Raw genomic sequence first — 13,048 nt, forward strand, 5'->3', positions numbered from 1 at the left:
AGGTCGCGGAGCTCCGCGCCCGGGTCGACCGCGAGACCGACGGCGCCCGGCGCGACGCGGCCGACCTCGCCCGGGAGACCGTCCTCGCCCGCGGCGCGCTCGACCGCGAGCTGGCCGATGCACGGGCCCGCCACGACGAGTCCGTCGCGGAGGAGCGCGCGGACCTCGACCGCGACGTCCGCGAGACCGAGGAGCGCCTGCGGCTCGACGAGGAGACGCAGCGCATCGCCCTGGCGCGGCTCGACGAGCAGACCCGCGCCGACCTCGACCGCGAGATCGAGCAGGCGCGCACGGACTGGGAGCGCGAGCTGCAGGCGTCGCGCGACGACTTCGACCGGCGGATCCACGCGGAGCGCACCGCGTTCGACCGCGACGTGGAGGAGACCCGCGCGGCCCTCGAGCGCGAGATCGCCGAGACGCGCGAGGCGCTCGACCTCGAGGTGGCGACCGTGCGCGGCGACCTCGTCCGCGACGTCGACGAGGCGCGGACGGACCTGGCCCGCGACATCGCCCAGGGGACCGAGACCCTCGAGCGCGAGACGCGCGCCACGCGCGCCCAGCTGGAGCTGGAGGCCGTCACCGCGCGCTCCGCGCTGGAGCGCGAGATCGCCGAGGCCGAGGCGCTGGAGGCCGACCGCCGCGAGGCCGAGCGGCTGCGCCTCGAGCGCGAGGCCGCCGACGTCCGGCGCGGGATCGCCGCCGAGGCCGAGGAGGCGCGCCTCCTCCTCAGCCGCGAGATCGAGCAGGGCCACCTCGACCTCGATGCCGAGATCACCGCCCGGCGCGACCACGACGCCCGCGAGACGGCCGAGCGCCAGCGCGACGCCGCCGACCGCACGGCCGCGTACCTCGCGGAGGCCGAGGCGCGCCTCCAGGAGGTCACGGCGCTCCTGACCTCCACGCGCGAGGAGGCCGAGGCCCTCGCGGTGGAGAGCCGCGAGTCCGCGCGGAAGGCGCGGGAGGACGCCGACCACGACGCCCGCGCCGCCGTCGCCGAGGCGGAGCGCCGCGCGCGCGAGACCGTCGCCGACGCCGACCGCCGTGCCCGTGAGGCCGTCGCCGACGCCGAGGAGCGCCTCGACCGCATTAGGATCGAGCGCGAGGCGGTGGCCGCGTACCTCGAGAACGTCCGCGGCGTGCTGACCCAGGCGGACGGCTCCTCCTCCGACGAAGCATCCCGCACCGCGCGCTGAGCGCCCGCCGACTCGGAAGAGCCCACGTGAAGATCCAGAACCCCTACCGGCTCGGCCTGCTCGCGGGTCTCGGCGTCCTCACCGCGCTCGTCATCGGCGGCGCCCTGGTCTCGCTCGGGACCGTCCTCACCTACGTGGGCACGGCGATCTTCCTGGCGCTCGGCATCGACCCGCTGGTCACGTTCCTCGAGCGCAAGGGCGTGCCCCGCCCGCTCGCCATCCTCGTCATCTTCCTCGTGCTGCTCGGCTCCCTCGCGGGCATCCTGCTCGCGGTCATCCCGGTCGTCGTCAACCAGGCGAGCCTCCTCGTGACGCAGATCGTCGAGTACGCGCAGAGCGTGAGCGGCGACCAGTTCATCGAGAACCTCCAGTCGTTCGTGCCGCGCGAGGTCTTCGACGTGCAGAGCGGCGCCGACCAGCTCATCCAGTACCTCACCAACGCGGCCAACGTCGCGACCATCACGGGCAACGTCCTCAACGTCGCCTTCACGATCGGCAACTTCCTGTTCGGCATGGTCATCATCGTGATCCTCACGATGTACTTCACGGCCTCGCTGAACTCGTTCAAGAGCGGCCTGTACAAGCTCGTGCCGGCCACCCGGCGCGCGCGCTTCGCCGACATCGCGGAGCAGATCACCCAGTCCGTCGGCCGCTACGTCACCGGCCAGGTGGGGCTCGCCCTCTGCAACGGCGTCCTCAGCTTCATCTACCTGAGCATCGTGGGCGCGGCGCTGCCCGCCGTGTGGGCGTTCATCGCATTCCTGTTCTCGCTGCTGCCGCTCGTCGGCACCATCACGGGCTCGGCGCTCATCGTCCTCGGGCAGATCGTGCTCCTGCCCGAGTCGATGAACACCTGGATCGCCGTGGCCGTGTACTACCTCGTCTACATGCAGATCGAGGCGTACGTGCTGAGCCCGAACATCATGAACCGGGCCGTCAAGGTGCCGGGCGTCATCGTCGTCATCGCGGCGCTGACGGGCGGCACCCTGCTCGGCGTGCTGGGCGCGCTCATCGCCGTGCCGGTCGCCGCGGCGGTGCTGCTCATCATCCGCCAGGTCGCCATCCCGCTCCAGAACGAGCGCTGACCCCCTCGCACCGGGCGCGTCCCGGATCGGGGCGGGCGGGCCGCTCCCCCGGCTCGCGCGCAGGGGCGGATGCCCACGCGTCAGCGCGCGGGCGGCCACCCGGTCGGGAGCGGCAGCGCCCCCGGGTTCACCGTGCGGACGATCTCGGTGAGCACGCGTGACACCTGGCTCTCCCCCACCCACAGGTGCTTGGCGCCGTCCACGGCGATCAGCTCCGCCTCCGGGACCGACGCGAACCGCGCGCGGGCCTCGGCGGGCTGCAGGAAGTCGTCGTGCTCGGGCACGAGGATCACGAGGCGGCGTGCATCGCCGTGCCAGGCGGCCACCTCCTCCGCCGATGCCCGGTGCAGCGGCGGGGACAGCAGGATCGCGCCCTCCACCGGGTGCTCCCGACCGTGCCGCAGCGCGACCTCGGTGCCGAAGGACCAGCCGACGATCCACGGCGCGGGCAGACCGCGCTCGGCGACGAGGTCCATCGCGGCGGCCAGGTCGTGGCGCTCGCCCTCGCCCCCGTCGAAGGCGCCGTCGCTCGTGCCGCGCGCCGACGTGGTGCCGCGCGTGTTGAAGCGGAGCACGGCGAGGTCCGCCATCGCGGGCAGCCGCAGCGCCGCCTTCCGCAGCACGTGGGAGTCCATGAAGCCGCCGGCCGTCGGCAGCGGGTGCAGGGTCACGAGCGTGGCGACGGGTTCCCGGTCCGCCGGCAGGGCGAGCTCGCCGACGAGCGTGAGGCCGTCGGCCGTGCGCAGCTCGACGTCCTCGCGGCGGGCGGGGAGCTCGGTGGAGCTCGTGATGGGGCGGGGAGCGGTGTCCGTCATGAGACCTTCCAGCAGTGGGTGTGCCAGTGGCGGCGGGCGGCGAGGTCGCTCTGCTCGCCCATCATCCCGTCGGCGCGCCAGGCCACGACGTGCGCGTGGCCGGGCTCGATGTCGAGCGTGCAGCCGGGGCAGCGGTAGACCTTGAGGGCCCGGGCGGCCGAGACTGGCTGCACGTTCCACACGCGTCCGCGCCGGGTCTCGGTGTGCTGCGAGCCGCTCAGGAGCCGCGTCAGCACGTCCTCCTCCTCGGCTTCGCGCAGCCTCCTCCCCCGGGGTCGATTGCTGCGCGGCATGATCCGATCCTAGGCCGACCCGGCGCGCCTCCCGTCAGCCGGCGTCGCCCTGCCGGCCGAGGCGGGCCTCCTCCTGGTCGAGGATCCTCTGCGCCCGGGCGAGCACGCGCGAGGGGTGCTCCCCGGTTCCACGGGCCTCCCGGAGGGCCTCGCGCTCGGCGTCGAGGGCCTTCCGCCGGAGGAGGAGGTAGGCGGCGCGCGGCGTGAGGGCCGCGTCCGCGTCGGCCGCCATGTCGTCGGCCCGCTCCGCGACCCGCTCGGCCTTCATCGCCGTGTCCCGGCGCACGCGCTCGACGGTCTCGTCGTCGACCACGGTCCCCTCCGGCAGGGCGCGCACCCCCTCGTCGACGGCGCGGATGCCCGCCAGGGTGAGCTCCCCGACGAGCTCGGCGAGGTGCCGCTGGTCCTCCACGGCGTCGCTCCCGCGGATCCCGCTCAGGCGGATGACGGTGGGCAGCGTGCCTCCGTTGACGAGGAGCGAGCCGATGGCCACCGTGAACGCGATGAGCACGAGCTGCGCCCGGTACGGCGTCTCCGAGGGCAGCGACTGCGCCGCCGCGAGCGTCACCACGCCGCGCATGCCCGCCCAGCCGAGCACCAGCCCGCCCCGCCAGCCGAGCCCCTGCGATCGGAGGGCCCGGAGGTCCGCGCCGCGTCGACGGAGGATCCGCGCGGCGGCCCGCTCCCGACGCGAGGGCCGCGCGTCGCCACGCGCGCTCCGCAGCCGCTCGAGTCCGCGACGGACCCGCCGCGTGCGCGCCGCCACGTGCGCCTCGTGGCGTCGGAGCCCGAGCAGGAGCGGCACCAGGAACCCGAATCGCAGGAGGGTCAGGACGATCAGGGTGAGGATCCCGTAGCCCACGGCCGTGCCGACGCCGAGGTCGGCCTCGTGCACCTCGTCGACGATGTCCCGCAGCTCGAGGCCCATGAGCAGGAAGACGCCGTTCTCGAGGAGGAAGAGCACGGTCCGCCAGTTGAGCCGCTCGTTGATGCGCGAGGGCGCCGACAGCGTCGACGCGCTGCGGTGCCCCGACCAGATGCCCGCCGCCACCACCGCGAGCACGCCGGAGGCGCCCACCTCCTCCGCGGGGATGAACGCGACGAAGGGAACGGCGAACGAGATGGCCGTGTCGAGCACGGGGTCGTCGAGCCGGCGCCGCACCTCGGTGGTCACGACGCCGACCACGAGGCCGATCGCCAGCGCGCCGACGGCGGAGAGGAGGAAGCCGCCGGCGGCCGCCCACAGGTCCACGGACGCGCCGACTGCGGCGATGGAGGTGCGGAGGAGGACGAGCGCGGTCGCGTCGTTGACCAGGCCCTCCCCCTCCAGCACCGTGACGAGCCGCGGAGGCAGGCCCAGTCGGCGGGCGATGCTCGTGGCCGCGACGGCGTCGGGCGGGCTCACGACGGCGCCGAGCGCGAGCGCGCCCGCGAAGGAGAGGTCGGGGAAGAGCGCGTACAGCAGCAGCCCGATCCCGAAGGCCGAGACGAGCACCAGGACGACGGACAGGCTGATGATCGTGCGGAGGTTCCGGCGCAGGTCCACGAGCGGCACGGTCACGGCCGCCCCGTAGAGCAGGGGCGGCAGCACGCCGGCGAGGATGAGCTCGGGCGGGACCTCGACGGGCGGCACGCCGGGCAGGAACGAGATGCCGACGCCGACGAGCACCAGCACGAGCGGCGTCGCCACCCGGATCCGCCGTGCCAGGAGCGTGACGGCGACGAGGATCGCGATCCCGGCGACGCCGAGAGCCGCGTAGTCCATGCCCCGAGGCTAGCCCGCGCCGGGATGCGCCGACGTCACGTCCGACGGGAGCGGCGACTCCAGCGGGTCAGTACCAGTTCTTCAGGACGCTGTGCGCCTTCGCGCCGCACGGGGAGCCGTAGCGCGAGTCGATGTAGCCGAGGCCCCAGGTGATCTGCGTGGCGGGGTTCGTCTGCCAGTCCGCGCCGGCCGAGGCCATCTTGCTGCCGGGCAGGGCCTGCGGGATGCCGTAGGCGCCGCTCGGGTTGTAGGCGTTGACGCGCCACCCGGACTCCTTGGTCCAGAGGTAGTCGAGGCATGCGTACTGGTCGTCGCCCATGCCCCGCGAGGCCAGGATGCTGCGGGCGATGCCCTTCGCGCTCCCGGGGTCCGGGATGGCGATGGCGCCTCCGCCGGAGCCGGCGCCCGGGGACTTGGCGGCCGAGCCGGACCCGGTGGACGGCGACGGCGTCTCCACGGGCGGCGGCGGCGGGGGCGGCGGCGGCGCCACGCCTTCGAAGCCCGGCTCGATGTCCACGGCCGTCGCCGCGTCCGCGACCGTGATGCTCTGGGCGTCCGCGCGGGCGAGTTGGGCGACCGTCGTCTGGTACTCCTGGTACTGGGGGTTCGCGACCGCTCCGGATGTCGGATCGACCACGTTCACCATCATGAACGCGGCGGCGGCGCCGAAGGCGATGGTGGGGGCTACCACACGCGAGAACGCCGATCGCCGTCGCGGGACCGACCTCGGCGCGGCGGTGAGCGGCTGGCGAGGAGCGAGATCGTGCGCGTGTCTACCCATGTCTGGGGACGACTTTACCGAACCGTTACCCGGATGGCGACTCCTGGAGCGGATCGGGGGCAGGCACCCAGGGGCGCTGAGCGGGGAGGGAGCGTCCCGCCGCTCAGCGGACGGCGTTCATCACGTCGATGACCGCGTCGAGGAGGAGGTCGACCTGCGCCTCCCGGTAGCCGCCCCGGCGGGGGTGGAACGCGACCGTGCGCACGTCGTCGACGCTCATGGGCTTCGTGCCCCGGAAGTACTTCGCGATGCGGTCCGCGAACCGGTCCACCTCGCGGCGGTCGTACCCCGTCGTCAGGAGCCCCGCGCGGTCGAACCGCTCCCCCGAGGGCCGGCTGACCCTGTCGAGGATCTCCTGGGCGGCCCGGCGGGCCTCGGCGTTCCAGGCGCCGGCGCCGACCCGGGCGACGGTGCGGTCGCGCTCGCGGACCGCGAAGGCGTCCTCGAGGCGCTCGAGCACCCGGTCGACCGCGGCGGCCGAGTAGCCGCCGCGGCGCATGTCGAACGACACCCGGCGGATGGTCTCGGACGTCAGCGACCGGTCGGCCTCGTCGTCGTACGCGCGGCGCGCATCGCGCAGGAACGCATCGACCTGGGCCGGGTCGTAGCCGCGCTGGCGGCGTCCGGCGCTCGGGAAGGTGGTGGTCATCCGGGACATCCTACGAGGCACCGCCCGTGACGATGAGGTACAGCGCATAGGCCACGGCGGCCGACGGGAGGACCGAGTCGAGGCGGTCGAGGAAGCCGCCGTGCCCCGGGAGCCAGGAGCTGATGTCCTTCACGCCGAGGTCGCGCTTGATCAGGGACTCGGCGAGGTCGCCGAGCGTCGCGGTCACCAGGATGACCAGGCCGAGGACGACCCCGAACCACCAGGCCTGCTGGATCATGAACAGCGAGAGCAGGATGCCCGCGATCACGGCTGCCGCGGCCGCGCCGGCGAAGCCCTCCCAGGTCTTCTTCGGGCTGATGGTCGGCGCCATGGGGTGCTTGCCGAAGTTGAGCCCCGCGATGTAAGCGCCGGTGTCGCAGCAGACGACGAGGATCAGGAAGGCGAGCGTCCACCACTCCCCGCCGTCCTCGGCGGTGAGCAGCACGGCGAACGAGCCGAGCAGCCCCACGTACGCGAGGAGGAAGACGCTCGAGCCGATGTCGCCGAGCACCGCGCGGCCGGACGTGCGGCGGGCGGGCACGACCTGCTCGACGAGGCGCCACAGCGCGAGGAAGGCCATGGCCCCGAGGAGGCCGAGCCACTGGCCGTCCGGACGCACGTAGTACGTGATCGGGAGCAGCGCGACGACCGCGACGACGGACCCGACGCGCGGCACCCGCCGCCCGGCCTGCCGCAGCGCCGTAGCGAGCTCGTAGGCGGTGAACGCCATGAGGGCGATCGCGATGAGCAGGAACAGCTGCTTGACCACGACGAGGCTCACGAGCACCACGCCGCCGAGCAGGAGCCCGACGGCGACGGCGAAGAGCAGGTTGCGGCCGGTGCGGGCGTTGATGCGGTCGTTGGTCGCCTCGAGGGAGGCGCGCGTGGCCCGGACCTGCGCAGTGAGGTCGGCGCGCGTCGCCTGGACCTGGGCCTCGAAGTCGGCGCGCGTCACGCGGCCGCGGTGACGGCGGATCCGTGGCGCCCCGTCGGGACCCGACGCGGGCGGGACGACGGGCGCCCGCTCAGCGGGATCCTCGGGGCTGACCACCTAGACCTCGAGGAGTTCGGTCTCTTTGCGCTTCAGCGCGTCGTCGACCTGGTCCGTGTGCGTCTTGGTGAGGGCCTCGAGCTCCTTCTCGCCGCGGGCCACCTCGTCGTCGCCGACCTCGCCCTTGAGCGCGTCCAGCTCGTCCTTCGAGCGGCGGCGGACGTTGCGGACGCTCACGCGTCCCTCCTCGGCCTTGCCGCGCACGATCTTGACGAACTCCTTGCGGCGGTCCTCGGTGAGCTCGGGGAGCGTCAGGCGCACCATCTCGCCGTCGTTGCCGACCGTCGCGCTGAGGTTGGGGACGTTGACGAGGGCCTTCTCGATCTCCTTGAGGGCCGTCTTGTCGTAGGGCGTGACGATGAGCGTCCGGGCCTCGGGGTTGTTCATGCTCGCGAGCTGGCCGAGGGGCGTGGGGCTGCCGTAGTACTCGACCATGACCTTCTGGAACAGGGCGGGGTTGGCGCGGCCCGTGCGCACGGTGCCGAAGTCCTCCTTCACCGACTCGACGGCCTTGCCCATCCGGTCTCGGGCATCTGCGAGTACTTCGGCGACGGTCACGGGATCTCCTTCGGTAGCGCGGACGCGGTGGGCGTCCGATCGATCTTAACGCGGTCGGGGCGGCACGACCGTCCGGTACGGCCCGCAGGGCATCGCGCCGGACGGCGGCGGTCGTCAGTTGGAGACGATGGTGCCGATGCGCTCGCCCCGGATGGCGCGGGTCACGTTGCCACCCGGCTCCATGCCGAAGACGACCATCTTCATGTCGTTGTCCATGCACAGGCTGAAGGCGGTGGAGTCGACCACCTTGAGGCCGCGCTGCAGCGCGTCCTGGTAGGTGACCGTCTCGAGGAGGGTCGCGGAGGAGTCCGTGCGCGGGTCGCCCGTGTAGACGCCGTCCACGCCGTTCTTCGCGACCAGGACCTCCGTGGCCGAGATCTCGAGGGCGCGCTGGGCGGCCACGGTGTCGGTCGAGAAGTACGGCAGCCCGGCGCCGGCGCCGAAGATGACGATGCGGCCCTTCTCGAGGTGGCGCACGGCGCGACGCGGGATGTAGGGCTCGGCGACCTGGGTCATGGAGATGGCCGACTGCACGCGGGTGGCGGCGCCGGCCTGCTCCAGGAAGTCCTGCAGGGCGAGGGCGTTCATGACGGTGCCCAGCATGCCCATGTAGTCCGCACGGCCGCGGTCCATGCCGCGCTGCGAGAGCTGGGCACCGCGGAAGAAGTTGCCGCCGCCGACCACGATGGCGACCTCGACGGTCTTCGCGGCCTCGGCGATCTCGCGGGCGAGCGAGCTCACCACGTCCGGGTCGACGCCCATCTGGCCGCCGCCGAAGGACTCCCCGGAGAGCTTGAGGAGGACGCGGCGGGTGGTGGTGTCATCGGTCATGGTGCTGTTCCCGTCCTTGCGTTCCGGTCGCCGGATCCGGCCCCGGTCCAATCTAGTGTGACGCCCGGCGGGGGCGGCGGCGGATCGCGTCGCCGCCCCGCGGCGGACATGGAGAAGGGAGCCCGGGTCGCATGCGACCCGGGCTCCCCGTGGTGGTGCTAGGCGCCGACCTTGAAGCGGGCGAAGCCCGTGACCGTGAGGCCCGCGGCCTCGACGACCTTCTTGACCGACTGCTTGTTGTCCTTCGCGTAGTCCTGCTCGAGGAGCGCGACCTGCTTGAAGAAGCCGGTGAGGCGACCCTCGATGATCTTCGGCAGGGCGGCCTCGGGCTTGCCCTCGTTGCGCGAGATCTCGGTGACGATGCCGCGCTCGGCCTCCACCTTGTCCGCCGGGACGTCCTCGCGGGCGAGGTACTCCGGGTTGGCGAAGGCGATGTGCTGGGCGATGCTGCGCGCGGTCTCGGCGTCCGAGCCGGTGTAGTCGACGACCACGCCGACCTGGGGCGGCAGGTCCTTCGACGTGCGGTGCAGGTAGATCTCCTGGTGCTCGCCGTCGAGGCGGGCGACGCGGCGCAGGGCTATCTTCTCGCCGAGGATCGCGGCCTGGTCGCTGATCAGCTGGTCGACGGTCTGCTCGCCGGCGGGGGCCTGGAGGGCCTCCTCGACGGTGGACGCGCCGGCCGCGACGACGGCGGCGAGGACGGACTCGGACAGCGCGATGAACTTGTCGTTCTTGGCGACGAAGTCGGTCTCGCACGCGAGCTCGATGAGGGTGGCGGCGCCGTCCTTCTCGGACGCGGCGACGAGGCCCTCGGCGGTGGAGCGGTCGCCGCGCTTGGCGTTGCCCTTCTGGCCCTTGAGGCGCAGGATCTCGATGGCCTTCTCGATGTCGCCGTCGGCCTCGACCAGCGCGTTCTTGCTGTCCATCATGCCGGCGCCGAGGCGGTCGCGCAGCTCCTTGACGTCAGCGGCAGTGAAGTTCGCCATGCTCATGGACTCCTTCTGTAGGTGATGATCCGGGGGTCTCCCGGTGGTGAGTGCCCGACGGGCGGGCGCGGTTGCCCGCGCCCGCCCGTCGGGATGGTGCGTGTGCTCGGACTACTCGGAGACCGTGGCCGTCGCGGCGGGCGTCGCCTCGGCGTCGGTGGCCTCGGCCTCGATCTTCGCCTCGGTGGTGGCGTCGGACTCGGGGGCGTGGACGGGAGCGGCGACCTCGTCGTCGGACTTCGCCGCGTTCTTGGCGGAGACCTCGGCGTCGACGTCGTTCTCCTCGACGGGCAGGGCGGCCTTGGCGGCGTCGCCCTGCTCGAGGAGCTCGCGCTCCCAGTCGGCCAGCGGCTCGGCCGGGGCGGAGCCCTCGGCGTCGGGCTTCTGGTGGCGCTGGATGAGGCCCTCGGCGGCGGCGTCCGCGATGATGCGCGTCAGCAGCGCGACGGAGCGGATCGCGTCGTCGTTGCCCGGGATCGGGTACTGGACCTCGTCCGGGTCGCAGTTGGTGTCGAGGATGCCGATGACGGGGATGCCGAGCTTGCGCGCCTCGTCGATGGCGAGGTGCTCCTTCTTGGTGTCCACGACCCACATCGCCGACGGCGTCTTGGTGAGGTTCCGGATGCCGCCGAGGCTCTTCTCCAGCTTGTCGCGCTCGCGACGCTGGATGAGCAGCTCCTTCTTCGTGAAGCCGCGCGTCGTGTCGTCGAAGTCGACGAGGTCGAGCTCCTTGAGGCGGTTGAGGCGCTTGTGCACGGTCTGGAAGTTGGTCAGCAGACCGCCCAGCCAGCGCTGGTTCACGTAGGGCTGGCCGACGCGCTGCGCCTGCTCGGCGATGGACTCCTGCGCCTGCTTCTTGGTGCCGACGAAGAGGATGGTGCCGCCATGGGCGACCGTCTCCTTCACGAAGTCGTACGCCTTGTCGATGAGGGCCAGCGACTGCTGCAGGTCGATGATGTAGATGCCGGAGCGCTCGGTGAAGATGAACCGCTTCATCTTCGGGTTCCAGCGCGTCTTCGGGTGACCGAAGTGGACGCCGCAGTCGAGCAGCTGGCGGATGGTGACGACGGCCATGGCCGTACTCCTGTTCCGGCGCGTCGCTCTGCGGCGCGCCTCGTCGGTTCGCTCGGCGGTCGGGACGACCGCTGATCCTGGTGCCCGGCGCGCATCCGCTCCGCTGATGACAGGGGTCGTCACCGAGAGGAGACCGAGTGGATGCGGCGGCCTGATGGGCACGCGTAGTCACCCGACCTGGATCGGGTGCTGGTCGATGGTACCACCCGCACGGCTCCCGGCCGGGCGGCACGGCGGATCAGGCGCGCGCAGCGTCCTTGCGCTTCCGGGGCTTGTCGACGAACAGGGTCTCGGCCTCCTCGAGGGACATGCCGTTCGTCTCCGGGATCCGCATGAGGACGAAGACGAACGAGAGCGCCGCGAAGGCCGCGTACATGCCGTAGGTGAAGGGCAGCGAGAAGGCCGACAGGGCGGGGAACGACACGGTGATCGCGAAGTTCGCGATCCACTGCGCCATGGCCGCGACGCCGAGCGCCTTCGCGCGGATCCGGTTCGGGAAGATCTCGCCGAGCAGGACCCAGACCAGCGGTCCCCACGACGCGCCGAACCCGATGACGAAGACGTTGGCGGCGATGATCGCGATGACGCCGAACGGCTGCGGCAGCGAGACCTCGCCGCCCTCGGTGGAGGACTGGCTGAAGCAGACCGCCATGACGGCGAGCGAGACCGCCATCGCCAGCGAGCCCGACAGGAGGATCGGGCGGCGCCCGATGCGGTCGACGAGGGCGATGGCGATGAAGGTCACCGCGACGTTCGTGACGGCGGTGATGACCGAGGTCAGCAGCGACTGCGACTCGTCGAAGCCCACGGCCTGCCAGAGGGTCGTGGAGTAGTAGAAGATCACGTTGATGCCGACGAACTGCTGGAACACGGACAGGATGATGCCGATCCAGACGATCCCCTGGAGCCCGAACCTGTTGCCCCGGAGGGTCCCGGTGCGCTTGGCGACGCGGTCCTCCTCGATCTGGCGCTCCAGGTCGCGGCTCGCGCGGTCGATGTCCTCCTGCTTCCAGACGCTCGCCAGGATCTCCTGCGCCTCGTCCTTGCGGCCCTTCTCGACCAGGTAGCGCGGGGACTCCGGGAGGCGGAAGGCGAGGACGCCGTAGACGATCGCCGGGACGGCGCAGACGAGCAGCATCCAGCGCCAGGCCTCGAGCCCGAACCAGAACCCCTCGGACGCCCCGCCCGCCGCCTCGGCGAACACGGCGTCGGAGAGCAGGGCGGTGAAGATGCCGAGCGTGATCGCGAGCTGCTGCAGGGAGGCCAGGCGTCCGCGGAGGAGCTTCGGGGAGATCTCCGCGATGTACGCGGGGGCGACGACGGAGGCGATGCCGATGCCGAGGCCGCCGACCACGCGCCAGATCGTGAGGTCCCAGACGCTGAAGGCGAAGCCGGAGCCGAACGCGCTGACGAAGAAGAAGGCGGCGCCGACGATCATCGTCCAGCGACGGCCGAACCGGTCGGCGATGCGACCGGCCAGGTACGCGCCCACCGCGCACCCGAGGAGCGCGCTCGCCACGGCGAAGCCGATGAGCGTCTCGCTGAGCTCGAACCGGCCCTGGATCGCGGAGACCGCGCCGTTGATGACCGACGAGTCGAACCCGAAGAGGAAGCCCCCCACGGCGGCCGAGACGGCCAGCCCGATCGCGCGTCGCTGGAGCCTCTTGTCATCCCGGGGGGTCGTCGTCTCGTCCACAACGGTCCACTCTGCCACTTCTCCGGCGGCGCGGTGACCCCGCCCGATGCGTCCTCCGAGCGCGGGATGGTGCGCCCCTCCGGCGGCCGTGCGCGCCTCCGGGGAGAGGAGGTGCGCATGCGTGACCGCACGGGCGCGAGGAGGGTGGGGGCGCTGCTCGTGGCGTCGGGTCTGCTCGGCGGCATCGGCTCGTCGGCGCCGCCGGCGGCGCTGATGGCGGAGGCGCGGGTGGCGTCGGCGCGGGAGCTCGTCGCGACGCCGGCGAGGGCCG

General features: G+C 72.5%; 13 protein-coding genes. 2 read left to right on the forward strand and 11 right to left on the reverse strand.

The genetic code is table 11. The features are described 5' to 3' along the window. Together Q6969_RS07060 and Q6969_RS07065 are read left to right on the forward strand one after the other, a co-directional pair. Positions 1-1,193: hypothetical protein (locus Q6969_RS07060; RefSeq protein WP_317229799.1), on the forward strand; the 1,193-nt coding region annotated here is incomplete at its 5' end. A 26-nt stretch (positions 1,194-1,219) separates the two neighbouring features. Continuing rightward, positions 1,220-2,278 (forward strand): AI-2E family transporter, encoded by a 1,059-nt coding sequence (locus Q6969_RS07065; protein ID WP_317229800.1) that lies wholly within the window; start codon positions 1,220-1,222, stop codon positions 2,276-2,278. 80 nt (positions 2,279-2,358) lie between these two features. Here the strand turns inward: Q6969_RS07065 and Q6969_RS07070 are convergent, their stop codons facing one another. The 11 genes from Q6969_RS07070 to Q6969_RS07120 form a co-directional block, all read right to left on the reverse strand. Beyond that, entirely contained in the window at positions 2,359-3,093 is a 735-nt protein-coding gene (locus tag Q6969_RS07070) for an alpha/beta hydrolase (RefSeq protein ID WP_317229801.1), read from the reverse strand. Next, a complete protein-coding gene (locus tag Q6969_RS07075; protein WP_317229802.1) occupies positions 3,090-3,386 on the reverse strand; it encodes a hypothetical protein in 297 nt (98 codons plus the stop codon). The genes Q6969_RS07070 and Q6969_RS07075 overlap by 4 nt, the downstream gene beginning before the upstream one ends. 34 nt (positions 3,387-3,420) lie before the next feature. Then, positions 3,421-5,151 (reverse strand): sodium:proton antiporter, encoded by a 1,731-nt coding sequence (locus Q6969_RS07080; RefSeq protein ID WP_317229803.1) that lies wholly within the window; start codon positions 5,149-5,151, stop codon positions 3,421-3,423. A 67-nt stretch (positions 5,152-5,218) separates the two neighbouring features. Then, complete coding sequence (locus Q6969_RS07085) at positions 5,219-5,932, reverse strand: hypothetical protein (RefSeq protein ID WP_317229804.1); 714 nt, start codon at positions 5,930-5,932, stop codon at positions 5,219-5,221. A 103-nt stretch (positions 5,933-6,035) separates the two neighbouring features. Further along, positions 6,036-6,581, reverse strand: coding sequence for a DivIVA domain-containing protein (locus tag Q6969_RS07090; RefSeq protein WP_317229805.1), 546 nt, complete (start codon positions 6,579-6,581; stop codon positions 6,036-6,038). A 10-nt stretch (positions 6,582-6,591) separates the two neighbouring features. Then, the gene (locus tag Q6969_RS07095) at positions 6,592-7,632 is read right to left on the reverse strand and encodes a phosphatidate cytidylyltransferase (protein ID WP_317229806.1); all 1,041 of its coding nucleotides are present in this window, start codon (positions 7,630-7,632) and stop codon (positions 6,592-6,594) included. Further along, on the reverse strand, positions 7,633-8,151 hold the full coding sequence (frr, locus tag Q6969_RS07100) for a ribosome recycling factor (protein ID WP_052129175.1): 519 nt from the start codon (positions 8,149-8,151) through the stop codon (positions 7,633-7,635). Between the two features lie 153 nt (positions 8,152-8,304). Continuing rightward, positions 8,305-9,021, reverse strand: coding sequence for a UMP kinase (pyrH, locus tag Q6969_RS07105; protein WP_094115638.1), 717 nt, complete (start codon positions 9,019-9,021; stop codon positions 8,305-8,307). 158 nt (positions 9,022-9,179) lie between these two features. Further along, positions 9,180-10,007 (reverse strand): translation elongation factor Ts, encoded by an 828-nt coding sequence (gene tsf, locus Q6969_RS07110; protein ID WP_094116961.1) that lies wholly within the window; start codon positions 10,005-10,007, stop codon positions 9,180-9,182. 111 nt (positions 10,008-10,118) lie between these two features. Then, positions 10,119-11,081: a 30S ribosomal protein S2 gene (rpsB, locus tag Q6969_RS07115; protein ID WP_104289101.1), complete on the reverse strand. Its 963-nt coding sequence runs from the start codon at positions 11,079-11,081 to the stop codon at positions 10,119-10,121. A 238-nt stretch (positions 11,082-11,319) separates the two neighbouring features. Then, positions 11,320-12,795, reverse strand: coding sequence for a sugar porter family MFS transporter (locus tag Q6969_RS07120; RefSeq protein WP_317229807.1), 1,476 nt, complete (start codon positions 12,793-12,795; stop codon positions 11,320-11,322). Positions 12,796-13,048: the final 253 nt, after the last annotated feature.

The sequence above is a fragment of the Clavibacter sp. MX14-G9D genome, assembly GCF_032917815.1.
Lineage (GTDB): Bacteria > Actinomycetota > Actinomycetes > Actinomycetales > Microbacteriaceae > Clavibacter > Clavibacter michiganensis_K.

Bases quoted from the DNA above. Each gene is read 5' to 3' on its own strand.
- Q6969_RS07070 (WP_317229801.1), bottom strand. From the start codon at position 3,093: ATGACGGACACCGCTCCCCGCCCCATCACGAGCTCCACCGAGCTCCCC.
- Q6969_RS07075 (WP_317229802.1), bottom strand. From the start codon at position 3,386: ATGCCGCGCAGCAATCGACCCCGGGGGAGGAGGCTGCGCGAAGCCGAG.
- Q6969_RS07080 (WP_317229803.1), bottom strand. From the start codon at position 5,151: ATGGACTACGCGGCTCTCGGCGTCGCCGGGATCGCGATCCTCGTCGCC.
- Q6969_RS07085 (WP_317229804.1), bottom strand. From the start codon at position 5,932: ATGGGTAGACACGCGCACGATCTCGCTCCTCGCCAGCCGCTCACCGCC.
- Q6969_RS07090 (WP_317229805.1), bottom strand. From the start codon at position 6,581: ATGACCACCACCTTCCCGAGCGCCGGACGCCGCCAGCGCGGCTACGAC.
- frr (WP_052129175.1), bottom strand. From the start codon at position 8,151: ATGGGCAAGGCCGTCGAGTCGGTGAAGGAGGACTTCGGCACCGTGCGC.
- pyrH (WP_094115638.1), bottom strand. From the start codon at position 9,021: ATGACCGATGACACCACCACCCGCCGCGTCCTCCTCAAGCTCTCCGGG.
- tsf (WP_094116961.1), bottom strand. From the start codon at position 10,007: ATGGCGAACTTCACTGCCGCTGACGTCAAGGAGCTGCGCGACCGCCTC.
- rpsB (WP_104289101.1), bottom strand. From the start codon at position 11,081: ATGGCCGTCGTCACCATCCGCCAGCTGCTCGACTGCGGCGTCCACTTC.